The sequence below is a fragment of the Enterococcus sp. ZQ21 genome (assembly GCF_030053755.1).
Classification (GTDB): Bacteria; Bacillota; Bacilli; order Lactobacillales; family Enterococcaceae; genus Enterococcus_B; species Enterococcus_B lactis.
The window spans coordinates 2534689-2559932 of the sequence record NZ_CP125658.1; the positions used below are offsets into that span (position 1 = coordinate 2534689).

The following is a 25244-nucleotide window of genomic DNA, read 5'->3' on the forward strand; positions in this document are numbered from 1 at the left end:
TCCTTTACCTGAGAACGATTTTCATTTCGCTTTTTTATCCGTAAAGCCAATCATTTTTCAGAATCAGCTAATTCTTCTCGCAGTTCAGCAAATTGCTGATAAGTCTGTGCTAAATGCTTTTGTGTCGAAACAAATAATGGATAGATTTTCTGATATTTTTTATGATCGTTTTCTTGTACTCCGACTTGCGCTTTCAATTCTATCAATTCCTGTGCTTCACTGATACTTTGAATCTTTCCGATGCTTCGCCAGCCTAAAATCACAGCTCCTAATGCGGATGCTTCTGTGACAGTAGGGAAAACAAGCGGGTAACCCAGTACATCAGCCATCATCTGACGAAAAATCGGAGATTGAGCAAAACCGCCTGTAGCACGGATCTCTGTGAGCTGATTTTCTTGGCAAACTCCTTTTAAAATTCGATAAAGGTTGAGACAGATCCCTTCTAGAATCGCCTTCATCATTTCTTTTTCTGTATGTTGCCGCTGCAAGCCGATAAAACTGCCAAACGCATCTGCGTCCCAAAGCGGTGCTCGCTCGCCAAGCAAATAGGGATGAAAAATCAGACCATTGGCACCTGCTGGCACAAAAGCAATAGCCGAAAGCAGTGCATCATATGGATTTTCGCCTTTTTCTTTAGCAGATTGAACGACTTCCTGTAAAAATGTGTGCCCTGCCCAATCAAAGATGCCAGCACCATTGCTAGTCGCTCCTCCCACTACCCAATGTTTCTGATCCAGAACATAACAAAACGTCTCCATTTCTGGATGGAACTGAGGCTGAGTAGTAATAAAACGAAGTGCTCCGCTCGTTCCTACAGTCAAAGCGGCAATCGTATCACCAAAAGCGCCTAACCCTAGATTAGAAAGCGGCCCGTCTGCCCCTCCCAAAACAAATGATATATCATTTGGCAAACCTAGTTCTGCTGCTGTTTCTGACGGTAGACCTGTTACTTGATAGGTGGAAGGAAACACTTGCGGCAATTGTTCTGTTCGAATGCCCAAGTAGTCAAGCACTTCTTCTGCCCATTGGAATTCATGGATGTCAAAGTATCCAGTTCCTGAAGCTGTTCCGTAATCGCTGATGAGTTCGCCAAACAATCTATAAAAGATATAGTCTTTGATACCGGCAAAATAAGCAGTTTTTTTGAATAATTCAGGTTGGCTGTTTTGCAGCCACTTGATTTTGTTCAATGGTGTCATTGGATGGATCGGTGTCCCAGTCTGCCGATAAAATTCTTTGCCAAGCACGGTATATTTCAGTTTTTCTGCTTCGTCCGCTGCTCGGTTATCTGCCCAAGTGATCATTCGAGATAACGGTGTTTTCTCTTCATCCAACAATATCAGGCTATGCATCGCAGAGGAGAAGGAGACAAATTGAATGGTCGTGTCTGAAGGCAACTGTTTAATTACTTCTTTTATAACGGTGCAGACGCCTTGAAAGATCAATTCCTGATCTTGTTCTGCCATCCCTTGTGTTTCTTGGATCAAAGGGTAGCGAAAATAAGCGGATGCTGCTTCTTGGGCTTCATCTGTGAAAGCAACTGCTTTGGTTTGTGTGGTTCCGATATCTAATCCGATTGAAACGTTCATTTTTTCACCTCAAATTTTATGTATGTACAAAAATTTAGTTTAAGCTTGCGTATCTTGGTTTTGAAAAGGGGGAGATGGCGTGTTACTTTATTTTATCATTGGTTGCTGTATTGGGTCATTTTTATGTTTAACCGCCCAGCGGATTCCGTTAGGTCACTCTATTATTTATCCTAGATCCCATTGTGTCAAATGCTGTCGTTCGCTTTCTTGGTATGAATTGATTCCGATTCTCTCGATCATCGTCCAACGTTTTCGCTGCCGCTATTGCCGGTGTCGGTTGCCCTTCTACTATTTGCTGGCAGAAGTCTTATGTGGTGGTCTTTTTGTCTGGTTCTTTACTTTTTCTTCCGCAAGAAATTTTTCGACGTTCATTTGGGTGCTTTCGGCTTTGCTATTTTCGTTGATAGACTTGTTTTACTTCATGGTCCATTCTCACACGCTATTCTGCTCCTGGGCTGTCTTATGGATTTTTTGGTTGCAGGCCGGCGTTTTCCAATGGCACAGTATGTTGTTAACGTTCATCGTAGGCGTTGTATGCCTTCGCTATGGTCAATCCTATCTCGGAGCTGGCGATACTCTGTTGGTGCTTTCTTGGAGTGGGGGCTTGCCTCTGGAAGAGTTGCTTCGGGTCTTGTTTCTGGCTAGCCTGTTTGGAATATCCTTTTTTTCTGTTTACTTTATCTGTCATAAAAAAAAGTTGGAAAAGCTGCCTTTCATTCCTTTTTTGAGTAGTGCCTTGCTGATCGTCCTTCATTTTAGGTATTGAAAAAAGGTTGTGACAAACGACTTGTCACAACCTCTGATATACGGTGTTCCAGAAGTAGCTTTTTCGGCTTCTTATTTTTTGCCGCCCCAATGTCGACGAATGAAACCGGCACGTCCAGAACCTTCTCGATAAAGATTGTAATGGAGCTTGTTTTTCTTGTAATAATCCTGATGGTAATCTTCTGCAGGATAAAATTCGCTTCTTGGTTCGATTTTTGTCACGATCGGCTTATCGAATCGCCCGCTGTCTTGCAATGCTTGTTTTGAACGCTCTGCAATGTTTCGTTCTTCTTCATCACTATAGTAGATCACTGGTCGATAAGAATCACCACGATCAGCGAACTGTCCTAACGCGTCAGTCGGATCGGTTTGCTGCCAATAGATTTCCACCAACTGATCATAAGAAATAACTTCTGGGTCATATTCGATCTCTACGGCTTCTGTATGCCCTGTTGTGCCTGTTGTTACTTGTTCGTAAGTTGGATTTGGTACATGCCCGCCTGTATAACCGGATGTCACAGAAATGATCCCTGGCTGCTCTTCAAATGGTTTGACCATACACCAAAAGCATCCGCCTGCGAAAACTGCTTTTTTTGTCATATAAAATCCCCCTTTTTTCTCATCATACCTGTTTTATAGATAATTAAAATTATTTTGCTTGTTTTTACCCCCTCCCGGTATTTTAGCAGATTTTTCTTCATTTTCCTTCTCTTTTAATTGGTTGTGGATAACTATAAGGTTTGTATTAAACTATTTTTTCCACAGGCAAGAAAAAGTTGTCTTTTCAGCCACGTTGTGTATAAGTTTTATATGGTATGCTTATTCCAAAATTATGTACCTTTATTTTTTCATGCGAATAAACAAATCCATGTTATCGGAGGGATAACTATGCCTAAAGCAAAAAGAAAACATTCAGATACATCCACTGACTTTATTGCATTTGATGAACTATTAACTAAAGCGAACAAAAAAATAAAAACGCCCCCTGTAACTTCCCACGAATTTGATTCTCATTCAAAGGATGATGCTCTAACTCTCCTAGAAGATGAGAAGCAACTCGTTAATGAACTAGCTTCAGTTATTCCAAATTCACCTGAACATTCGCCATTTGAGGAGTCATTTTCATCTCCACCTATTGACATCTTTGGGGAAGGTTATCGTTTCCATAACTTAATGGAGCACGAGTCTCTCACAAGAGAGGAGCGACAATTTATTGATGAACCATTGCCCGATCCAATCTTCCATCAACAAACGAACGAAGAACCCATCTCGCCTACTGAGCCAGGACCTTCCTTTGTTGTGGATGGACAAAAAACGAGCAATCTAGTAGAAGGAAATGATGGAAATAACGCTTATCAGCTTTTGTATGAGACATTTGGTCCTATTCCTTCTAGAGAAGGAAAGAATAAAAGACTATCACAAGAATTGCGTAATCAAATCGAACACGCATTAACAATGCCTGATATTAAACAAAGTCAAATTGCCACATTTTTTGGCGTATCCTCATGTTTAGTAAGCAATATATACCTCAAACAACTTGCAGAAGGTGATGCTCAAAATCATACATATCAAGTCTTATACAAGGAATTCGGCGAAATTTCCAGAAAAAGAGAAAAAAGGGGTTTATCACAGAAATTACGCGAACAGATCACACATGCATTAACATTGCCTAATCTTAGTCAAAGGCAGATTGCCGCATTTTTTGGCGTGTCTAACTTTACAGTAAATAATATATACCAAAAACATTTTGAAGAAGACTATGATGAAAAAATGACCCATCAGCTTTTTCATGGGAAATTCGGAAAAATTTCCAGAGAAAAAAATCAAAGGATACCACAAAAATTACGTAATCAAATCGAAGAAGCATTAACAATACCCTATACTAAACAAAAACATGTGGCAACATTTTTTGGCGTATCCCTAACTACAGTAAAAGAAATAAAACAAAAAGTGAAACGCAGTAAACAGTTAGCTGACATAGCAAAACCTGTAGCTTCAAGATCATCTCCTACTCTTTCTTCTAACCAAACAGATGAGAGGTAAACTACTTCATATAAGCAAAAAAGGGAGTGTGACAAAAAACTTGTCACACTCCCTTTTTCCGAATAAACGGTGTTCAATCAGCTGACCGTCGGTATTAGCTCAACAAACGGCAAAATATGAGGAACTATTTTTTCGTTTATTTCTCTAATACTCAGGTCAAAACGCTGATTTCACAACCTCTTATACACGATGTTCCAGAAGTAACTTCTGTCACAACCTCTATTTTGTTTGATTGTTCATTGCGTCTTCTGCAGCCATTTGCGCTTCAATATCTGAAATACTGTAGACATTTTCACTTGCTACACCGACTTCTTTTGGTTCCATGTCACGGTAACGTTGCATACCAGTACCAGCTGGGATGATCTTACCGATAATAACATTTTCTTTCAAACCAAGAAGAGGATCTTTCTTACCGCGGATCGCAGCATCCGTCAAGACACGAGTTGTTTCTTGGAATGATGCAGCAGATAAGAAACTATTTGTTTCTAATGATGCTTTTGTGATACCTAGCAAGACTGGTCGAGAAGTTGCAGGAACGCCTCCTGAGACTAGCGTATTGTAGTTTTGATCTTTAAAGTCTGCGATGTCTAATAATGTACCTGGCAAGATATCTGTATCTCCTGGATCCATTACACGAACTTTACGCAGCATTTGACGAACCATTACTTCGATATGCTTGTCGCCGATTTCTACCCCTTGCATACGGTAAACACGTTGTACTTCACGAAGCAAGTAGTTTTCAACAGATAATACATCGCGGACTTGCAACAATTGTTTTGGATCGATTGATCCTTCTGTCAATGGTGCACCACGGTGGATCATATCGCCTTCTGCTACTTTCATACGTGCTGTATAAGGAACAGTATACGTACGTGTATCTGTTTTTCCTTTGATTGTTACTTCTTTGGTACGTGTTGCAGGATCTTCTGAGATATCGATGACATCCCCTGTTACTTCTGTGATCACTGCTTGCCCTTTCGGATTACGTGCTTCAAAGATTTCTTGGACACGAGGAAGACCTTGAGTGATATCGTCTCCGGCAACCCCACCCGTATGGAATGTACGCATCGTCAACTGAGTACCAGGTTCACCGATTGATTGAGCGGCGATCGTACCAACTGCTTCGCCGACTTCAACGTCAGAGCCAGTTGCAAGGTTGCGTCCGTAACAATGTTTGCAGACACCATGTTTTGTATTACATGTGAAGACAGAACGGATCGTCACTGTTTCGACACCTGCATCAACGATTTGTTTTGAGATGTCTTCGGAAATCAATTGGTTTCCTGCGATGATCAATTCATTTGTTTCAGGATGACGTACTTCTTTACGAGTGTAACGTCCCACTAAACGATCTTCTAATGATTCGATGATTTCATTTCCTTCACGGATTGCTTGGATCTCAAGACCTCGGTCAGTACCGCAATCTTCTTCACGAATGATTACATCTTGAGCCACATCAACCAGACGACGAGTCAAGTAACCTGAATCGGCAGTCTTCAAGGCTGTATCGGTCATCCCTTTACGAGCCCCGTGAGTTGAGATAAACATTTCCAAGACAGATAGTCCTTCACGGAAGTTTGAAATGATTGGCAATTCCATGATTCGACCATTAGGAGCGGCCATCAAACCACGCATTCCGGCAAGCTGTGTAAAGTTGGAAATGTTCCCACGAGCTCCAGAATCAGACATCATGAAGATTGGGTTTTTCGCTTCCAAACCTTCCATCAGTTTTTGTTGGATGCTGTCTTTTGCAGCGTTCCAAACAGCAATGACACGTTCATAACGCTCGTCATCTGTAATCAGACCACGACGGAATTGTTTTGTAATAGTTTCAACTTGTTTATGGGCATTTTCAATAATTTCTTGTTTTTCATTCAGTACACTGATGTCAGCGATCCCTACTGTGATACCGGCATGTGTTGAATGTTTGTACCCTAAGTCTTTCATACGGTCAAGCATCTTAGAAGTTTCTGTTACTTTGAATCGTTTGAAGACTTCTGCGATGATGTTCCCTAAGTTTTTCTTCTTGAACGGTAATACTAATTCTTGCTCTTTGATATGTGCAGGAATATCCGTACCAGCTTCAACAAAGTATTTGTCCGGTGTTTGGACGGTCAAGTTGAAGTCTGTTGGTTCATTCAGATAAGGGAATTCAGGAGGCATGATCTCGTTGAAAATGATCTTACCAACTGTTGTGATCATCGTACGTTCTTTTTGCCATTCAGTAAATGGTTTTTCACCTAATGAGTTAGGGTTCACACCGATACGTGAATGTAAATGAACGTATCCGTTGCGCCATGCGATAACAGCTTCGTTTTGATCTCTGAAGACCATTCCTTCGCCTTCGCGTCCTTCTTCTTCCATTGTCAAGTAGTAGTTACCTAGAACCATATCTTGAGAAGGAGTAACAACTGGTTTACCATCTTTAGGATTCAAGATGTTTTGAGCAGCTAACATCAACATACGTGCTTCTGCTTGTGCTTCTTCATTCAATGGCACGTGGACAGCCATTTGGTCTCCATCGAAATCGGCATTATAAGCTTCACATACAAGTGGATGCAAACGGATTGCGCGTCCTTGTACTAAAACTGGTTCGAATGCTTGGATACCAAGTCGGTGAAGCGTAGGTGCCCGGTTCAGCAATACTGGGTGTTCCTTGATTACGTCTTCTAAGACATCCCATACTTCGTCTTCTTGACGTTCGATTTTACGTTTCGCATTTTTGATGTTTGAAGCTAGTTCACGTTGAACAAGCTCACGCATCACGAATGGTTTGAATAATTCGATGGCCATTTCTTTTGGAAGTCCACATTGGTACATCTTCAAGAAAGGTCCAACAACGATAACGGAACGACCGGAGTAGTCCACACGTTTACCTAGCAAGTTTTGACGGAAACGACCTTGTTTCCCTTTCAACATATGAGAAAGAGATTTCAATGGGCGGTTACCTGGTCCAGTTACTGGACGTCCGCGACGACCGTTATCGATCAATGCATCTACTGCTTCTTGCAACATGCGTTTTTCGTTTTGAACGATGATTCCAGGTGCGTTCAAGTCTAATAAACGTTTCAAACGGTTATTACGGTTGATGACACGACGGTAAAGATCATTCAAGTCACTTGTTGCAAAACGTCCACCTTCTAATTGAACCATTGGGCGCAAATCTGGTGGAATAACAGGGATAACATCCATAACCATCCAGCTTGGTTGATTTCCTGAAGCGCGGAATGCTTCTAAAATATCCAAACGGCGGATCGCACGTGTACGTTTTTGTCCTTGTGCAGATTTCAATTCTTCTTTCAATTCGGCTGCTTCTGCATCTAGATCAACATTATCAAGTAATTGTTTGATCGCTTCTGCACCCATAGCAGCTTGGAACTCTTGTCCATATTGTTCACGTTTTTCGCGATATTCGCGTTCTGTCAACAATTGTTTTTTCTCTAAATTCGTGTTTCCTGGTTCGATAACCACATATGAAGCAAAATAAATGATTTCTTCCAAAGCGCGTGGGCTCATGTCTAATACAAGTCCCATACGTGAAGGAATCCCTTTAAAGTACCAGATATGTGAAACAGGAGCTGCTAATTCAATATGTCCCATGCGTTCACGGCGAACTTTCGAACGAGTCACTTCCACTCCGCATCGATCACAAACGATTCCTTTATAACGGATACGTTTGTATTTTCCGCAGGCACATTCCCAGTCTTTTGTAGGACCAAAAATCCGCTCACAGAACAACCCTTCGCGTTCAGGTTTTAAGGTACGATAGTTAATCGTCTCAGGTTTTTTTACTTCACCGTAAGACCAGCTTCTGATTTTTTCGGGAGAAGCCAAACCTATTTGCATACTTTCGAATTTATTTACATCGATCAAAAGGGGTTCCCTCCATTTCATTTAATGGCAAACCGCAAGACGGCTGATCTTCGACCGCCTTGCAGCTCATAGACCGGATTAGTCTAAATTATCTTCTGCGGTTTCAAAGTTTTGGATGACATCGTCTCTTTCATCTTCCACTTGTTCAGCAGCTTTCTTTTCTAATTCTTTGGCAGTTTGCTGTTCGGCAAATTTTGTCAAAGCATCAACAGTGATCAAATCGTCGTCTTCATCGTCCATGTCGCGAAGTTCGATCTCTGTCTCTTCGATATCCAAGACACGCATGTCCAGACCTAGTGATTGCAATTCTTTCACCAATACGCGGAAGGATTCCGGTACACCTGGTTTTGGAATTGGTTCACCTTTGACGATTGCTTCGTATGTTTTCACACGTCCGACTACGTCATCTGATTTGTATGTCAAGATTTCTTGTAAAGTATAAGCCGCACCGTAAGCTTCCAGTGCCCATACTTCCATTTCACCAAAACGTTGTCCACCAAATTGAGCTTTACCTCCCAATGGTTGTTGTGTAACCAATGAGTAAGGTCCTATTGAACGTGCATGCAATTTGTCATCGACCATGTGAGCAAGTTTGATCATGTACATCACACCGACAGACACACGTCCGTCAAATGGTTCACCTGTACGTCCGTCGTACAGAACAGTTTTCGCATCGCTGGCCATACCGGCTTCACGAACTGTTTCCCATACGTCTTCATCACTTGCACCATCGAATACTGGCGTTGCTACGTGGATACCTAACTGACGTGCAGCCATACCCAAGTGTAATTCCAATACTTGTCCGATGTTCATACGTGAAGGCACCCCTAAAGGATTCAGCATGATATCGATTGGTGTTCCGTCAGGTAGGAATGGCATATCTTCTTCCGGCATAATACGGGATACAACCCCTTTATTTCCGTGACGACCGGCCATTTTATCCCCTTCATGGATTTTACGTTTTTGAACGATATAAACACGAACTAACATGTTTACGCCTGGTGACAATTCATCTCCAGCTTCACGAGTAAAGATTTTCACATCGTGAACGATCCCGCCGCCGCCATGCGGTACACGTAATGATGTATCGCGGACTTCACGAGCTTTTTCGCCAAAGATCGCATGCAATAGACGTTCTTCTGCAGATAATTCTGTTACCCCTTTTGGCGTGACTTTCCCTACAAGCAAATCGCCATCTTGGACTTCTGCACCGATACGGATAATACCCATTTCGTCTAAATCTTTCAATGCGTCTTCCCCGACATTAGGGATTTCGCGTGTGATTTCTTCAGGTCCTAATTTTGTATCGCGGGCTTCTGATTCATATTCTTCAATATGAATAGAAGTGTATACGTCATCTTTTACCAAACGACGGCTCATGATGATCGCATCTTCATAGTTGTACCCTTCCCAAGTCATGAAACCAACTAAAACGTTTTGACCTAGAGCCATTTCGCCTTGTTCCATAGATGGTCCGTCTGCCAGAGTATCTCCTTTTTCGACTTTCTCACCCAAATGAACGATTGGACGTTGGTTGTAGCTTGTTCCGGAGTTTGAACGACGGAATTTTGTCACATCGTATTTATCTAATGCACCGTTGTCGCGGCGTACACGGATTTCAGAAGCATCAACGTATTCAACGACACCGTCATGTTTACATAACAAAGCAGCTCCTGAGTCATGCGCTGATTTGTATTCCATACCAGTACCAACCCATGGTGCTTGAGGATTGATCAACGGCACTGCTTGACGCTGCATGTTGGCACCCATCAAGGCACGGTTGGAGTCATCGTTTTCCAAGAAAGGAATACATGCTGTCGCAACGGCAACTACTTGTTTAGGTGATACGTCCATGTAGTCTACTTTATCAATAGATACTTCTAAGTTTTCACTTTGAGCACGCGCCATAACAACGTCTTGAGCAAATGTTCCATCTTCATTCAATGGGCTGTTTGCTTGGGCTACGATGTAATGGTCTTCGATATCTGCTGTCAAGTAGTCGATTTGGTCAGTAACCCGACCTGTTTCGCGGTCTACACGACGATAAGGTGTTTCGATAAATCCGAATTTATTTACTTTCGCATAACTGGACAAACTATTGATCAACCCGATGTTTGGGCCTTCAGGAGTTTCGATCGGACACATACGGCCATAGTGGGAGTAGTGAACGTCACGAACTTCATAACCGGCACGGTCACGAGTCAATCCGCCAGGTCCTAAGGCTGAAAGACGACGTTTGTGTGTCAATTCGCCAAGAGGATTTGTTTGATCCATGAACTGTGACAACTGAGAAGAACCAAAGAATTCTTTGATACTTGCCACAACTGGACGGATATTGATCAATTGTTGAGGTGTCAATGTTTCAGTATCTTGGATCGACATTCTTTCACGAACCACACGTTCCATACGTGCTAGCCCGATACGGAATTGGTTTTGTAAAAGTTCACCGACTGAACGGATACGACGATTTCCTAAGTGGTCGATATCATCGACATTGCCGATACCTTCCATCAAGTTCAAGAAATAGCTCATTGAAGCAATGATGTCGGCTGGACGAACTGTTTTTACAGCTGCTTCTGGATAGCCGTTTCCGATCACGTTCACTTCACGTTCAGGATCTCTTGGTGAAAATACTTTGATGACTTGGACAGTCATTGGATCTGTGACCACACCATCTTCTGATGGATAGTAAGTCACTGAATTTAGACCGTTATCAATAAAAGGAGCTAATGTTTCCATGACTTGGTGAGTCAGAACTGTTCCTTTTTCAACGATGATCTCGCCTGTTTCTGGATCAACTAATGTTTCAGCTAATGTCAGATTCAATAGACGTGTTTTCAAATCTAATTTTTTGTTTACTTTGTAACGACCAACGTTTGCTAAGTCGTAACGTTTTGGATCGAAGAAACGAGCATTCAGCAAGTTACGTGAGCTGTCTGCTGTTTTTGGTTCGCCTGGACGCAAACGTTCGTAAACGTCTTTCAAACCTTCTTCTGTTCTTGAGTCGCTTGCGTTTTTATGCAAGTCTTTTTCGACTGTATTGCGTAATGTTTCGCTGTCGCCGAAGATTTCAAAGATCGTATCATCGGAACCAAATCCTAACGCACGAACTAATACGGTTAAAGGAATCTTACGTGTACGGTCGATACGTACATAAGAGATGTCTTTTGCATCAGTTTCCATCTCTAGCCAAGCGCCACGGTTAGGGATAACAGTAGAACCGAATCCTTCTTTTCCGTTTTTATCGACTTTTCCATGGAAATAGACACCTGGTGAACGGACTAACTGAGAAACGATTACTCGCTCTGCCCCGTTGATGATGAATGTTCCTTGTTCTGTCATTAATGGGAAATCACCGAAGAATACTTCTTGTGCTTTGATTTCGCCAGTCTCGCGGTTTGTCAAACGCAATGTTACATGTAATGGTGCAGAGTAGTTTGCATCATGCGCACGAGCTTCTGCTACTGTATACTTTGGTTCTTTCAATTCATAATCTACAAATTCCAAAGATAGATTGCCATTGAAGTCATCGATTGGCAAAATGTCTTCAAACATTTCTCTAAGTCCCTCATCTAAGAACCATTGGTAAGAGTCTGTTTGAATTTCGATCAAATTTGGTAATTCCAACACTTCACTGATTCTTGCGAAACTTCTACGTTCGCGATGTTTTCCGTATTTTACTACGTGTCCAGCCAAGCTCTTCACCCCTCTAAAATGTCATTCAAAAAGACTACCCGATCAATTGTTACAATAATATTTCAAATATTATTTTTAGGCAACAACAGACATTTTTTGCGGCTTTTAGGCAAAAAAAAACCAAAAATAGAACATTCTCTTGAAACCTAACTTCGTGAGCTTCTACTTTTGTTTCCTTATATTAAAGCCGAAACGGACAATATTTCGTTTCTGCCTTTTCTTCATCAGATAGTTTTTGCAACTTCATATACTACACTTATTTTCTATAAAAGTCAACACTTCCTGGCGTTTCTTCTGCTTTTTCGCAATATTTTCTTAATGTTTTCAATTTTATGTTTTCAATTATCTGACAATTCTTAATTGACAGACCATTTTTTCTCGGTTATACTTTAGAAAATTCATTTTGTGGAGGAACTTCTATGCGAACCAATATCAAGCAAATCGTACCAACACAACTGAATAACTTTTACTTTAGCTACTTTAGATAGGTTTGTATTCATCATGATGGATACAAACGTTAAACGACAGTTTGTATCTATGATGGCTAAAGAACTTTGTATTGCAGCAAAAAGCCACGTAGACAAAATGCTAAGTGGCTGAGCAGTGAAAATACAAAGTAAAAGTATCAAGCATTCTACTTTTCAATTTATTTTCCGACTTTTCAATCCATTTGGACATTTTGTCTGAATGGATTTTTTGTTTCCCAAAATTAAGGAGGAAAAAGAAATGAAAAAAAACATATTAATTGGATTAGGCGCTGCTCTGCTACTAGCTTGAGGAGGTTGCGCACAAAAAGACAATTCCGCAGAGGCATCAGATGGACAAAAAACAATTGGCGTATTGCAACTTGTACAACATAACTCGTTAGACGCTGCCTATAAAGGATTCAAAGAAGGATTAGCAGAAGAAGGGTATAAAGAAGGCGATAATCTAACAATCGATTATCAAAATGCCCAAAACAATCAAGACAACCTGAAAAGCATGAGTGAGAAGCTCGTCAAAGAAGATCCTGATTTGCTACTTGGGATCGCCACCCCAGCAGCACAATCTTTATTAAATGAAACAACCACTATCCCGATGACTGTCACAGCGGTCACAGACTTGGAACAAGCTCATTTAGTCACATCCAATGAAAAACCTGGCGGCAATGTGACTGGCACGACAGATATGGTGCCAATCGAAAAACAAATCGGCTTACTGTTAACTATCGTGCCAGACGCCAAAACAATCGGCATCATGTATAACAACGATGAAGCAAACTCTAAGATCCAAGCTGATTTGGCAGAAAAAGAATTGAAAAAAGCGGGCGTCAAAGTCAAAGTACTGACAGCAAATTCCACAAATGATGTCCAACAAGTGACGAAAAGTCTAGCTAAAGATGTAGACGGAATCTATATTCCTACTGATAACACGTTCGCAAGTGCGGCAAGTGTTGTCGGTGAAGTCGCAAAAGAAACAAAAACACCTGTCGTTGCTGGCGCAGTTGATCAAGTCAAAGACGGCGGTCTAGCAACAGTAGGGATCGACTACGAAAGCTTGGGCAAACAAACGGGGATCATGGCAGCAAAAATCTTAGACGGCAAGAAGCCAAGTGAACTTCCTGTCGAAACAGCAAATGATTTGGAACTGTATGTCAATAAAGACATGGCCAAAGCATTAGGTATCAATCCAGACAGCATCAAAGAAGCTGAATAAAACACAGGAGGATTCTCATGACAAATCTGCTCTCTCTTTTCTTATCATCTGCATCGCAAGGGGTCTTATGGGCCCTGCTTGCGATTGGTGTGTATATCACTTTCCGTATCTTGGACATTGCCGACTTGACTGCTGAAGGAAGCTTTCCTTTAGGCGCAGGGATCGCGGCAGTAAGTATTACAAATGGCTATCACCCATTGACAGCTTGTCTTCTAGGCTTTTTAGGGGGTGCGGCAGCAGGGCTTGTTTCCGGACTGCTTCACACAAAATTAAAAATCCCCGCCCTTCTTGCAGGGATCATCACCATGACTGGTTTATACTCTGTCACATCCCGTGTGATGGGTGCGCCGAACATCTCTTTATTGGGTCAGCCAACGATCTTTCATTGGGTCGAGTCATTCGGCATAACAAAAGACAACGCTGTACTGATCGTCGGTCTGCTTTTTGCTTTGATCGTTGTATGTTTACTTGTTTTGTTCTTACGTACAGAAACAGGTCTTGCCATTCGTGCAACTGGCGATAATCTGGCAATGAGCGAAGCAAACGGGATCAACACCGATAATATGAAGATCATCGGTTATATGATCTCTAATGGATGCATTGCTCTTTCTGGCTCCTTGCTTGCGCAAAACAACGGCTTTGCTGATTTGAATTCTGGTATTGGAACGATCGTGATTGGACTAGCTTCTATTATCATCGCAGAAGTTTTGTTACGTAACCAGCCACTATTGCTCCGTCTCTTGACTGTCGTTTTAGGTGCGGTCATTTACCGCTTTATTTTAGCGTTAGTCTTCGAACTGAATGTTGAACCAAGTGATTCGAAACTTGCTTCTGCTTTCGTGCTAGTGATCTGTCTTTCTTTCCCGCAGATTCAGCAAAAATTCCATTTATCTCAAAAGAAGAAAGGCGGTAGTGTCAAATGAATGACGTCTTAACATTGGAAAATCTCCATCATACCTTTGAAAAAGGAACGATCAACGAAAACTATGTCCTGAAAGGGATTAATCTTTCCTTAGAACCCGGCGACTTCGTGACGATCATCGGCGGAAATGGGGCTGGTAAATCTACTTTGCTGAACAGCATCGCCGGTACATTTTCTGTCGATCAGGGACAGATTTTATTGAATGGAAAAAATATCACGAAAAAATCCGTTGTCGAACGTTCGAAATCCATCAGTCGCGTATTCCAAGATCCTAAACTAGGGACAGCCGTTCGTTTAACGGTAGAAGAAAATCTTGCTCTTGCTATGAAACGAGGAAAAAAGCGCGGCTTCTTCCGTGGTGTCAAACCGCAAGACCGAAAATTTTTCAAAGAACAGCTGGCTCGGCTGAATTTGGGTTTGGAAAATCGTTTATCCTCAGAAATCGGTTTGCTGTCTGGGGGACAACGTCAAGCCATCACGCTGTTAATGGCCACATTACAGCGTCCAGAACTGATCTTATTAGATGAACACACCGCAGCGCTTGACCCGGCTACTTCCAAAACTGTCATGGACTTGACAGAAAAGCTGATCACCGAGCAGAATCTCACTGCTTTCATGGTCACACATGACATGGAAGACGCGATCCGCTATGGAAATCGACTGATCATGCTTCATCAAGGAAGGATCGTCGTCGATATCCAGCAAGAGGAAAAACAGCAGCTCACAGTACCTCAACTATTGGCGTTGTTCAAACAAAACAGCGGCACGACATTGAAAGACGATCAAGTACTTTTATCTTCATAATCAGAACGAGGCTGGGACAAAAAATGAACGCCCACCCTCTTCTTTTTTCTCTTTTCTTCTTTCGTTTTTGCTTTATGTATCAACCGTTGTTTCTTCGAAAACTATTTTGTTCTCTCCTTCTTCCTGATAGAATGGATGAGAAAGGAGCTTGGTGCCATGACAACAAAAGACAAAGTACTTCATTTATTGAAAGAGACACCAGATTTTCTTTCCGGAGAAAAGTTAGCACAGCAACTGGAAGTTTCCCGGACAAGTATTTGGAAAGCCATCAAAGAATTGGAAAAGGCAGGCTATCGTTTTGAGCACGGGCCTACAGGGTATCGTTACCTGCCCTCTGACGTACTAGATGCAAAAGAAATCCAGCAAGAGCTACGGTCTTTTATTCCCGATTTGAAGGTACAAACGATGTTGACTTCTGAATCTACGATGAAAGATGCCAAATTGGCAGCAGCTCACGGAGATTCTGTTTCGAAGTTATTTGTTGCTGATACACAAGAACAAGCTCGTGGACGTTTTGGACGACCTTTTTTTGCCGAACCTGGACGAGGAATCTACATGAGTCTCTTACTCCATCCAGACAAACGGTTTGATGAACTGCCTCAATATACGATCATCGCAGCCAGTGCCTGTGTGAAAGCCATTGAATCTGTTACCGGTCGTTCTGCTTCGATCAAATGGGTCAATGACATCTACATGGATGGAAAAAAAGTCTGTGGGATTTTATCTGAAGCAGTCAGTGATATGGAAAGCGGCAGGATCAGTCATATCATCATCGGGATCGGGCTGAATTTTTCTGTTCCTCAAAATCATTTTCCAGCTGATCTCCAAGAAAAAGCCACCTCTGTCTTTCCTGATGGACAAGCGAGTATCACAAGGAATCAGCTAATCAGCAAAATCTGGCAGAAATTGTTCACCTATCTTTCTCAACCGAAAAAAGCATTGGACTTCTATAAAGAAAAATCATTCGTATTGGGAAAAACCGTGTCGTTCAATCAGAAAGGAACGACTTATGTCGGTCTTGCAAAAGAAATCGGTGATCATGGCGAACTGATCGTCCAAACAAATGAACAGGAAATGAGTTTGTCTTCTGGCGAAATCAGTCTCACATCTATCCGTACGCAATAATAGCAGATTTCACAAAAGGACACCTGATCTCATACAGTGTCCTTTTTTCTGAGTTCTCTTCAAACGACTCTCCTTATTCTCTTGACTTACCTTTTTCTATCCTCTAGAAAAAGGTGTTCTAAACGTATCAAGAAAGCATGGTACACTTTCTTTAAAGGAATCCATGCAAAAAACAGGAGAAACATGCGTTTGTACAGCAAAAAGAGATAGAGGACCGATTCCTTTTCTCGGTTTTCTATCTCTTTTCTATCAATGGTGGTAAAGCTGATTATTGTTTCTATTCAGTTTTTTTATGATACCCACACAGGACTATTTGCTAGTCCTGTGTGAAAATACTTATGCGATCATAAGTTATGTGCTTGTTTCCTAAAAAATATCTATCTTCTCATCGTTCTTTTTTATTGAGGAACGATGTCGATAGAGCCGATATAACCTGCGCGATAGTTTTCGATGACTATCAGTGGCAGGCATTGCCGATACCATCTTCTCCCCCAGGATTGAGATCGTTCACCTTTTCTTCTTGAAGCGTGCGACTGATATTGAGCACGTGATTTTCCGCTTGCAAGTCTTCATTGATGAACATATTTATCATACTCGTCAACACTAGCGTTGATAGTAATAGACTACCAATGATTTTCTTTTTCAATCCAATTACTCCCCCTTTATTATCTATGTAGCAACCAACTTACAACTAAAAAATCAACGCATCCCATCCCCCCTGTCTGACATTCTCGTGTTTCCATCTCCTATAATAAAGGACTATTTTGTTTTTTACTCTTTTTGTATGCGATTGCAACACTTTTAATAACATATTTGTTATTTTTTCCTGTTTGCTACATAGATAGAACAATAAATAGAGTGATCAAGAAAGTTCTTTTGCTTTTGGAAAGAACTTCAGCTGGTTCTCCGGTGCTTCGCACACCACTTGCATTTTGAATTTTTTCTCTGCGACAGAACGGATCAAAAATTTGTCTGCGCTCGTCAATTTTATCCCGCTTTCTTTTTCGATGTCTTCAAACGTAAATGCATGTTTCTCTCCTTTTAACCGAAGAATCAGGGGCGAAACATCTGTACGTGTTAAATTAGTGATGAGTTTTTTCAAATGCATCCTCCTCGATTTGATTTTTGTGGACAGCTGTTTTTCGCTTAGATAGACAGTAAAAATCGGCTGATTCCTCTGCCAACTTCACTTATGTTTTTACTATAACATGTTTTTTTTCATGCCTTGGGACCATAATTTCTAAAAATAAAAAAGAATGATACGAAGAAAAAAAGCCTTTGACAACAAGGATAAATGAGGATTGAAAAAAATCGGTACGAATCTTTTTTCATAAAGGAGCCCCTTGTTTTATTTTTTATGGAAAATATCAGAAAACCGTACCAGATATTTTCCACCTTAGAAAAAGACGGAACAAAAACAAAAAGAAAGCATGATAAAGTGAATACAAAGATACAAATAAAAAAAGAAAAGAGGAATTGACATGCCAAAAGAAGATATTGCAAATTCACCAGATTATAGGCAAGAAACACTATTAGATAAAATGATCAATGAGATTAAAGATCCTACAACAAAAGATCTTGTAGCACAACTCCGAGATAATATAAATGTTATGGAAAGTACACCCAAACATGGAAAACATACACCTGAATACAAAATAGTTGAAGATAACAAGGTATATGCGAAGGCAGAATTAAAAGCATCAAAATTACGAGAAGAACTGAAAACACGAGCACCAGAAATATTAAAGACCTTTGATAATACTAGAAAAACAATGGCGAAACAAAAGACACAACAGAAGCAAAAAGAACAATCATTTAAAAAACAAGAGGCAAAACAAGAGACCAGTTTAAATGATTTTAAGTCGCTGCTAGCTAAACAAACAAATAATTTAAAACAATGTAAAAAGGTAGATACATTCATGAATAGACTTTTTAACAAAAATAAGATCACAAATGCAATACAAAATTACGTAACTACTCAAGTAAAAATTGATAATGCACTCAGAGCTGATCAATCTTTAGGTTGGAATGCTAGGAAAGAGATGGCGAAACTAGAAAATCCACCTCAAAAATTACAAAAAGCAGTTGAGGACTACAAACAGAGCCTTTCTAAAAGCCTAACCTCTCATCAGGTAAAAACCAGACGAAAATCCACCCACGCAGCATTAGATAACTTAACTCAAAACGCTAGTAACAGAGCTAAGAATTCAAATCTATCAAGTCCATCGCAGTCAAAGCCTAACCCTACACGATAATACTCAAAAAGCCCATCAACTATTTGCGTCAGTCGTTCCAAAAAGCAATTTTTTAGGAATCTTGACATCGATCCATTCCGTCGAGTTCTCCACGATAAATGGTACCGTATAGTTATACGTAGCTGTGCCACCTGTCGCTAATGTTTCTTCTACTTCGATGATCCCGTTACTTGTTCCAGCTTTACTTGTGTCAGGATATTGGATGAACTTTGTCACATGGATCGTATCGAATCCGTCAGTTGACAGATAAGATTCGATATTTTGACTTAATTCCTCTTCTGTCAATCCACTTTCAATGGTTTGCGTTTCTACTTTTAATTGGTTGATACGTAGAAGATTGAACCCATTAGCTGTCAGTTCGTAAAAAGCTTGTGGATGACCGATTACTTCTTTTACTAACTGTTCATTTCTTGAGACAGCTGTTTTATTTCCAAGTAGGTTATTCCCCGCAGAATCGAAAACTTCAAAAGAAAGCACATCACCATAGGCTAATTCATTTTGTCTAAGAACATTGTTCCAATTGCTTCTCAGTGTTTGTGCGTCCACAGCCAAGTTATTGGTCAAAAGGGAGAATCTTGGTGAAGTAAGATCACCTCGATAAAATACTGCTTGTGGTGCAGAGGCTACTGGACTGAAAGAATCAAGTCCGTCTCCTTGCGTAGCTGTCAGTTTTGGCAAATTATTCTCTTCGGTCAATGACAGAACAGCTACTGTCTTATCAGAGTTTGCTGCCTGATCTTGGGCGATGATCGAGTTCCCCCACTTCACTTCATAAGGAACTGTCAGTTGTACGATACCTAGTCCATCAGTTGTACGGACTTCAATATCGATTTCACGCGTACCAATCAATGACGTATCAAGTTCTGAACGTAAGGTGACTTCATACTCGCTTGCGTCTACGACTGTGCCATTTACTCGTACATTTCTAACCAATTCCTTTAGATTGCGTTCATCGGCGCTTTCACCTAAGTTAAATGTCTGAGGAACTGCTTCGGCTTCCAACTGTTTGATTGGAACTAAGCCATTGTCAGTCACTCGATAATAAGAGAAAAGGGTGCCGAATGTATAGTTTTCCGCAACTTCATTTACCATCAGTCTGCTTCGGGTGTTGGATTCCGCATGGTAAACTTTAATGATATTCCCAGCGGAAACCTCTAACGGATCGCCTTGATTGAATCCATTGATTGCATTCCTGATAACCGCATTACCCGTGACTTCATATTGATAGGTGCTTGTTTCTCCGTCTAGTACTTCGATCGAATAATAGACACTACTTCCATAATAAGGATGAACTTGTGTATCTAAGTTCGCTCGGTTATCCCCAAAAGTTGAATACAGACGTAGTGTACCATCAACGCTTCTCGTCAAACTGTATGCTCCTGCTGTACGATCACCAAGTCCTCTCAAGGAAATCGTACTTCCCCATTTCACGTCATAAGGTACAGTGATCTGCGTCATACCTAATTACAACGACTACAAGCGATAGCTCAGATACTACTCGAACAATAAGTGACAGTACCGATACGGCAGATACAACATTTATCACAAGTGATAGTCGTCATGCAAGTGTCTCTTTCCCAAGAACAAGTTCGGATAACAAGACGAACGTCAACTTAACTAATAAAACAAGCGATGATCATTTAAACAAATCAAAAAAAGTACTTCCTAAAACTGGAAGTCAATCAAATAATTGGATAACAGTCGCAGGCGTTATATTACTTGTAATCGGTTTAAGAATCACTTTCATGAGTCATAAGAAGTCGAAAAGATAAAAAAATGATCCGAGATAAAAAATAAAGGGCAACGTCAGTTAGCGACGTTGCTCTTTATTTTTGCTTGTTAACATCAAAAAATCCATTTCAAGTGATCCAAAACACGCAGATTTCATCCTTAGGAATTTATCCACGTGTTGCACCAAATTCTATTCAGTCTTTGCGGTCTAGAATCAATTGAGTAAGGGAAAAAAGGTTTTCTCTCGTTCGAAGAGAGGTATCAGGTAATTTCTTGATTTCTTTCAACGCCTTTTCGGTGTAGGCTGCTGCTAATTTCTTAGCTTCTCCCACACCTCCTGTACGTTCAACGATTTTGCGTACGGCTTCAACATCTTCTTCTGTCATTTCCGTTTTCTTCTCTAAATAAGGCAGTAAACTCTGTTTGTTTTTTTGCAAAGAATAGATCAATGGCAAAGAATAGACTCCTTGACGCATGTCTTCTAGTACAGGTTTCCCGATTTCCTGACTCTCTTTTGTATAATCCAAAATATCATCGATAATCTGGAAGGCCATCCCGATAGAAAGTCCGATATCTCCTGCTTTTTTTGCGAAACGCTCGCTTGTTCCACTTTCAAAAGCGCCAACAGAACAACTTAGTTGGAACAATTCAGCTGTCTTACCTGAGATATTCTCCAAATATTCTTTTACAGAAAGTTCATAATTATAGCGATCATCCATCTGCCCTAATTCGCCGTTCAATACTTTTTCCATACTGCGAGAATTCAATTGAAGACTTTTCAGGGAAGTCGAGTAATCAGACAATAGTTTAAAACAGCAGACGAATAAATAATCTCCTGCATAGACAGAAACGACATTCCCAAACTGACTACGGATATTAGGCTGACCACGTCGCAGATCTGCTTCATCAACGATATCATCATGAATCAGTGTGGCCGTATGGAGCATTTCGATGGAAGCTGCCAAAGCGATGGCTTTGTCCCGGTCTTGCTCTGGTCCAAATTGTGAGAACAGTAACTGATAGGCAGGTCGCAACAGTTTTCCGCCGGCATGGATCGTTTCTTTGATTGCTTGTTCGACAGGTTTGTTTTTCAGACGGACAGTTTCTTCCATCCGTTTTAGTGTTTCTGTCAATTCTTTACTTAAAGCAGGATAGTTTTCCCACATTGGATGTAGCTTCATAAAAAAACTCCTTGTGTGACGATTATTTTTTAGTAAACATCGGGCTCCATTGTTGTTTGGTTCCCTGCTCATAATCTTTTTGGAATCGTTGCAGTGTCTGCACATGTCGTAAAAGATAATTCGCCGCGATCCCGATAGCGATTCCTGACAAGATTCCCAGAACGGAAAGGACTGGCAAGTACAGCATGACTGTACATGATTGCGCAATGAAAGAGGCCATCAAAAGCTGACCGACATTATGCATGAACCCGCCGGCCGCACTGATTCCGATGATACTGACACGTTTGGGACCTAATTGCTTGACCAATAACATCCCAAAATAACTAAGCAGCGCACCGCTCATACTATAAAGGAACGTAGAAATCGTTCCACCTAGCAAGGTAGTCAGAAATAGTCGCAGCCACAATAACAAGAAGCTGTCCCGTTTTTTCATGGTAAAAATCGCAACGATCGTGATCAGGTTGGCTAATCCCAGTTTTGCCCCAGGCGCAAAAGCAAAAGGATAAGGGATCATATTTTCCAGTAAGCCAATGATCACTCCTTGTGCAACAAGTAGCGAAATATAAATCATTTTTTGTAATTTGCTCATGGTGTGTGAAGGTCTAATAAATCAGACTGTCTTCGTCACCCCCATCTGTTGATCGGACCTCGATCACTAATTTATGTGGTAAACAAACAATGGTTTCGCCATTTTTCGTTGCCCAGCCTCGACGTACGCAGATCTGGTCATCGCAATCTGCTTCTTTTATCCGTACTCGATCGCCATCTATCTCAATCAAGTTATAATCTCCGTGTTTATCTTTGTAAGTATATGTGTAGCTCTTTTCTCCAGCCATCAAAGGGAATGTTTTGATTTCTGTGCCATCCACACGCAATACCGCTTCTTTTTCTGCTGTTGCGGTGTTTTGCTGAAGACCAAAAATCATGACTGGTAAAAAAGAAAGAACAGTCAAAAGAAAAATTATAAAAACATCCCAAGGTTTGAGCAGACTTTTTTCAGCAAATTCTTTAAGGCTCATTTTTGTTCTCCTTTTTCCAGATTAACTCACCCAATTTTAGCATAAAAACAAGAGGTTGTGACACCTGCGCCTTGCTTTGAGTAATAAGAACGAAGAATAGAAAACAGCTTTCCATGTTTTCTGATTCTTAGGGCTTATTACCGAGAAGCAGCAGGTGGAACACCATTTATATCAAGAGGTTGTGACAGAAGTGGGCAGCTTCAAGAAATAAGAAGGAATTTATGAAAATTGCTTCTCAAATTTTTGTGAAATTTCGTCTTATTTCCGAAGAAGCTACTTCTGGAATACCGTTTATCAGAGGTTGTGACACCTGCGTCTTGCTTTAAGCGTGGAGGCTTATCTCGGGCATCTTATTCCTTTATTTTACATAAAAAGGAGGCTGCGACGGTTTGCCTCAGCCCCTTTCTATTGAAATCTTGCATTCAAGTAACGTTGTTCATCTATTTTGGTCTATTTATTTCTTGCCGTATTGGGCACTTGGTCTACCGTACCACCAATTGCCTAGTGTACGTTGTAGCCATGGAATCACCCAGCGATCCAAACCAATCGCACGACCGGAACCGTTCATCAATGCGAAAGCAACAAAAATGAACCAAATGTTTACCCAGTAAAACATACCTGATAAACAGAACATGATCACTAATACGATCGTTGTCGCACTGCATAGCCATGTGAATAACCCAGCAATCAATGCTAATGCCAAGGCGATTTCAAAGAATACCATGAATTTCTGGAAGAACATTGCTACATCATTATTTGGCATGATCACTTGCATGATCTTTGTGAACCAGTCTGGTGACTTCTCAATCACAGCCATTGGTTCTTCTCCGTATGCATAACTCAAACCGAAATGTGCAGCATGAGTCGCTGCTTCTCCGGCACTTGCCCCTGCTCCACTAGCAGCTGTCGTTGCATCTCCAGCAGCAGAAGCACCACTGGCAACATCTGTTACGTTATATTCCCATGTCCAAGGGAATACACTGTTTCCAGTGAACCATGATCCTTCACCAAACCAAGTACTTGGTTTGAACACTTCACCATTCCCGATGATTTTTTTGGAAGCTTCAACGAACCAAACTAAACCATAGAAAATACGAAGTGGCACACTCCATAAAACGTTGCCGTAACGAGAAGAATGTCCTCGAGTCACGTTGCGATCGTCTTTGATATGGAAAAACTCATGCATTAAATATTGGAACATATAATAACCAGAACGAATATCAAAGAAGTATTTCAAATTCACGATATGTTTCATTACGATAGCTAAAAATCCGCTTAGATGAATCTTATCAAATAGGTTGGCTACCCCCCATTTAGCACCAATAGAAACCATAAATCCTTGATAGTTTCCTTTAAATTTATGCTTTTCTCCGCCTTTGATCGAAGCCACGATATTCGCTGCGGCTGTGTGTCCTGTTTGTTCAGCAGCTTGGACGATTTGCGGTGTCGGTGTTCCTGGAAACTCTTCATAAAAGACTAAATCACCGATGATATAGATGTTTTTATCTTCGTAGCCTTTTGCCTGCATGTATTCATTGGCGATCAACCGCTGTCCGCGTGCTGCTTCTAATCCAAAATCAGCAGCATCAGAAGTTCCTTTAACACCAGCTGTCCAAATCAGTGTGTGGGTCGGAATGTTGCGTCCGTCCTTCAGCTTGATATGATCCGCAGCCACTTCTACGATTGGTGCGTTCAATAATAATTCTACATTGTGCTTACGCAAATAGCGTTCAGCTTTTGCAGCATCATTTCGGTCTAACATATTTAAGATCGTCGGCATTGCCTCTACGACCATCAGTGTGATCTCGTTTGGATCCAACTTATAATCTTTGGCTAAGCGATTTTTCCAGTCGATCAGTTCCCCAATCATTTCAATACCGGTAAACCCAGAACCACAGACAACGAAAGTCAGCATGGCTTTACGCAACTCATCATTTGGTTCCAATGCAGCTTTTGCTACTGTTTTCTCAATATGTTCACGAATCCTTACAGAGTCTTCAAATGACCAAAGAGTGAATCCGTGTGCTTTGACACCAGGTGTACCAAAGTCATTCGGCTCTCCGCCCATTCCAAGGATCAGCTGATCAAAAGGATAGGAACCTAATTTGGTCTTGACGATTTTCTGTTCTTTATCGATACCGACAACTGTGTCTGTGACAAGCTGTACATTCTTTTGACGAGCAAACAAATGCTGCAGATCGTATTGGATTGCTTCTGGTTCTACACGTCCGCCAGCTACTTCATGCAACTCGGTCATCATAGTATGGTACGAATGACGATCGATCAGAGTAATTGCTACATCTTCTTTTTTCAGTTTCTTTGCCAAGTATTTTGTAGCTGAAACACCGGCATATCCTGCTCCTACAACGACAATATTTTGCTTTGCCATTGATCATCCGCTCCTTATAGACTATCTATATAATGAATATATGATAATTCTTTTAGTTTGATACTTATTACACAATCTCCATATATTATATAGATGTTCTGTTCTTTTGTCTAACTCCTTTTGGATTTTTTTCAAATTTTAAAATAAAGCGTTTTTT

Annotated in this window: 18 protein-coding genes and 1 pseudogene; 8 read left to right on the top strand and 11 right to left on the bottom strand. The window is 40.9% G+C overall.

Annotated features, from left to right (window positions below):
* Window positions 1-50: 50 nt before the first annotated feature.
* Window positions 51-1589 (bottom strand): gluconokinase, encoded by a 1539-nt coding sequence (locus QK255_RS12260; protein ID WP_002329800.1) that lies wholly within the window; start codon window positions 1587-1589, stop codon window positions 51-53.
* Between the two features lie 79 nt (window positions 1590-1668).
* Between QK255_RS12260 and QK255_RS12265 the strand changes: the two genes are divergently transcribed.
* Window positions 1669-2355, top strand: coding sequence for a prepilin peptidase (locus tag QK255_RS12265; RefSeq protein ID WP_002342325.1), 687 nt, complete (start codon window positions 1669-1671; stop codon window positions 2353-2355).
* Between the two features lie 71 nt (window positions 2356-2426).
* Here QK255_RS12265 and msrA read toward each other — a convergent pair whose 3' ends face one another.
* The gene (gene msrA / locus QK255_RS12270; protein WP_002329798.1) at window positions 2427-2954 is read right to left on the bottom strand and encodes a peptide-methionine (S)-S-oxide reductase MsrA; all 528 of its coding nucleotides are present in this window, start codon (window positions 2952-2954) and stop codon (window positions 2427-2429) included.
* Between the two features lie 288 nt (window positions 2955-3242).
* Here msrA and QK255_RS12275 point away from each other — a divergent pair, with 288 nt between their 5' ends.
* Window positions 3243-4397 (top strand): hypothetical protein, encoded by a 1155-nt coding sequence (locus QK255_RS12275; protein WP_002329797.1) that lies wholly within the window; start codon window positions 3243-3245, stop codon window positions 4395-4397.
* A 219-nt stretch (window positions 4398-4616) separates the two neighbouring features.
* On the opposite strand, the gene rpoC is transcribed toward QK255_RS12275, so the two are convergent.
* Together rpoC and rpoB are read right to left on the bottom strand one after the other, a co-directional pair.
* Window positions 4617-8270 (bottom strand): DNA-directed RNA polymerase subunit beta', encoded by a 3654-nt coding sequence (gene rpoC / locus QK255_RS12280; RefSeq protein ID WP_002329796.1) that lies wholly within the window; start codon window positions 8268-8270, stop codon window positions 4617-4619.
* A 78-nt stretch (window positions 8271-8348) separates the two neighbouring features.
* Window positions 8349-11966, bottom strand: coding sequence for a DNA-directed RNA polymerase subunit beta (gene rpoB / locus QK255_RS12285; RefSeq protein ID WP_002310550.1), 3618 nt, complete (start codon window positions 11964-11966; stop codon window positions 8349-8351).
* Between the two features lie 726 nt (window positions 11967-12692).
* Here rpoB and QK255_RS12290 point away from each other — a divergent pair.
* The 4 genes and pseudogenes from QK255_RS12290 (at window position 12693) to QK255_RS12305 (ending at window position 16512) form a co-directional block, all read left to right on the top strand.
* Window positions 12693-13661, top strand: a pseudogene (locus tag QK255_RS12290) (ABC transporter substrate-binding protein).
* 17 nt (window positions 13662-13678) lie between these two features.
* Window positions 13679-14584 carry an ABC transporter permease gene (locus QK255_RS12295; protein WP_002329794.1) on the top strand — a complete coding sequence of 302 codons (906 nt, stop codon included), beginning with the start codon at window positions 13679-13681 and terminating at the stop codon, window positions 14582-14584.
* Window positions 14581-15387: an ABC transporter ATP-binding protein gene (locus QK255_RS12300; protein ID WP_002336172.1), complete on the top strand. Its 807-nt coding sequence runs from the start codon at window positions 14581-14583 to the stop codon at window positions 15385-15387. Before QK255_RS12295 ends, QK255_RS12300 begins: the two co-directional genes overlap by 4 nt.
* 156 nt (window positions 15388-15543) lie before the next feature.
* Window positions 15544-16512: a biotin--[acetyl-CoA-carboxylase] ligase gene (locus QK255_RS12305; protein ID WP_002329792.1), complete on the top strand. Its 969-nt coding sequence runs from the start codon at window positions 15544-15546 to the stop codon at window positions 16510-16512.
* A gap of 457 nt (window positions 16513-16969) precedes the next feature.
* On the opposite strand, the gene QK255_RS12310 is transcribed toward QK255_RS12305, so the two are convergent.
* Both QK255_RS12310 and QK255_RS12315 read right to left on the bottom strand, forming a co-directional pair.
* Window positions 16970-17158: a hypothetical protein gene (locus QK255_RS12310; RefSeq protein ID WP_002315817.1), complete on the bottom strand. Its 189-nt coding sequence runs from the start codon at window positions 17156-17158 to the stop codon at window positions 16970-16972.
* Window positions 17159-17374: 216 nt separating this feature from the next.
* Window positions 17375-17620, bottom strand: coding sequence for a hypothetical protein (locus QK255_RS12315; RefSeq protein ID WP_016629240.1), 246 nt, complete (start codon window positions 17618-17620; stop codon window positions 17375-17377).
* Window positions 17621-17993: 373 nt separating this feature from the next.
* On the opposite strand from QK255_RS12315, the gene QK255_RS12320 reads away from it, so the two are divergent.
* A complete protein-coding gene (locus QK255_RS12320) occupies window positions 17994-18767 on the top strand; it encodes a hypothetical protein (RefSeq protein ID WP_002329790.1) in 774 nt (257 codons plus the stop codon).
* A gap of 15 nt (window positions 18768-18782) precedes the next feature.
* On the opposite strand, the gene QK255_RS12325 is transcribed toward QK255_RS12320, so the two are convergent.
* On the bottom strand, window positions 18783-20225 hold the full coding sequence (locus QK255_RS12325) for a putative mucin/carbohydrate-binding domain-containing protein (RefSeq protein WP_002329789.1): 1443 nt from the start codon (window positions 20223-20225) through the stop codon (window positions 18783-18785).
* 83 nt (window positions 20226-20308) lie between these two features.
* On the opposite strand from QK255_RS12325, the gene QK255_RS12330 reads away from it, so the two are divergent.
* Window positions 20309-20539, top strand: a complete 231-nt coding sequence (locus QK255_RS12330) for an LPXTG cell wall anchor domain-containing protein (RefSeq protein WP_269202445.1) — start codon at window positions 20309-20311, stop codon at window positions 20537-20539.
* Window positions 20540-20692: 153 nt separating this feature from the next.
* Here QK255_RS12330 and QK255_RS12335 read toward each other — a convergent pair whose 3' ends face one another.
* From QK255_RS12335 to QK255_RS12350, 4 genes are all read right to left on the bottom strand, one after another.
* Window positions 20693-21679 (bottom strand): polyprenyl synthetase family protein, encoded by a 987-nt coding sequence (locus QK255_RS12335; RefSeq protein ID WP_002329788.1) that lies wholly within the window; start codon window positions 21677-21679, stop codon window positions 20693-20695.
* A 22-nt stretch (window positions 21680-21701) separates the two neighbouring features.
* Entirely contained in the window at window positions 21702-22268 is a 567-nt protein-coding gene (locus QK255_RS12340) for a Gx transporter family protein (protein ID WP_002329787.1), read from the bottom strand.
* Between the two features lie 13 nt (window positions 22269-22281).
* Window positions 22282-22698, bottom strand: a complete 417-nt coding sequence (locus tag QK255_RS12345) for a NusG domain II-containing protein (protein WP_002315806.1) — start codon at window positions 22696-22698, stop codon at window positions 22282-22284.
* 454 nt (window positions 22699-23152) lie between these two features.
* Window positions 23153-25087 (bottom strand): NAD(P)/FAD-dependent oxidoreductase, encoded by a 1935-nt coding sequence (locus QK255_RS12350; RefSeq protein ID WP_002329786.1) that lies wholly within the window; start codon window positions 25085-25087, stop codon window positions 23153-23155.
* Window positions 25088-25244 lie beyond the last annotated feature (157 nt).

What these genes read in the sequence shown, in the direction of transcription:
- QK255_RS12260 (WP_002329800.1), bottom strand. Translation starts at nt 1,589, where the DNA reads ATGAACGTTTCAATCGGATTAGATATCGGAACCACACAAACCAAAGCA.
- msrA (WP_002329798.1), bottom strand. Translation starts at nt 2,954, where the DNA reads ATGACAAAAAAAGCAGTTTTCGCAGGCGGATGCTTTTGGTGTATGGTC.
- QK255_RS12275 (WP_002329797.1), top strand. Translation starts at nt 3,243, where the DNA reads ATGCCTAAAGCAAAAAGAAAACATTCAGATACATCCACTGACTTTATT.
- QK255_RS12295 (WP_002329794.1), top strand. Translation starts at nt 13,679, where the DNA reads ATGACAAATCTGCTCTCTCTTTTCTTATCATCTGCATCGCAAGGGGTC.
- QK255_RS12300 (WP_002336172.1), top strand. Translation starts at nt 14,581, where the DNA reads ATGAATGACGTCTTAACATTGGAAAATCTCCATCATACCTTTGAAAAA.
- QK255_RS12305 (WP_002329792.1), top strand. Translation starts at nt 15,544, where the DNA reads ATGACAACAAAAGACAAAGTACTTCATTTATTGAAAGAGACACCAGAT.
- QK255_RS12315 (WP_016629240.1), bottom strand. Translation starts at nt 17,620, where the DNA reads ATGCATTTGAAAAAACTCATCACTAATTTAACACGTACAGATGTTTCG.
- QK255_RS12320 (WP_002329790.1), top strand. Translation starts at nt 17,994, where the DNA reads ATGCCAAAAGAAGATATTGCAAATTCACCAGATTATAGGCAAGAAACA.
- QK255_RS12325 (WP_002329789.1), bottom strand. Translation starts at nt 20,225, where the DNA reads ATGACGCAGATCACTGTACCTTATGACGTGAAATGGGGAAGTACGATT.
- QK255_RS12335 (WP_002329788.1), bottom strand. Translation starts at nt 21,679, where the DNA reads ATGAAGCTACATCCAATGTGGGAAAACTATCCTGCTTTAAGTAAAGAA.
- QK255_RS12340 (WP_002329787.1), bottom strand. Translation starts at nt 22,268, where the DNA reads ATGAGCAAATTACAAAAAATGATTTATATTTCGCTACTTGTTGCACAA.
- QK255_RS12345 (WP_002315806.1), bottom strand. Translation starts at nt 22,698, where the DNA reads ATGAGCCTTAAAGAATTTGCTGAAAAAAGTCTGCTCAAACCTTGGGAT.
- QK255_RS12350 (WP_002329786.1), bottom strand. Translation starts at nt 25,087, where the DNA reads ATGGCAAAGCAAAATATTGTCGTTGTAGGAGCAGGATATGCCGGTGTT.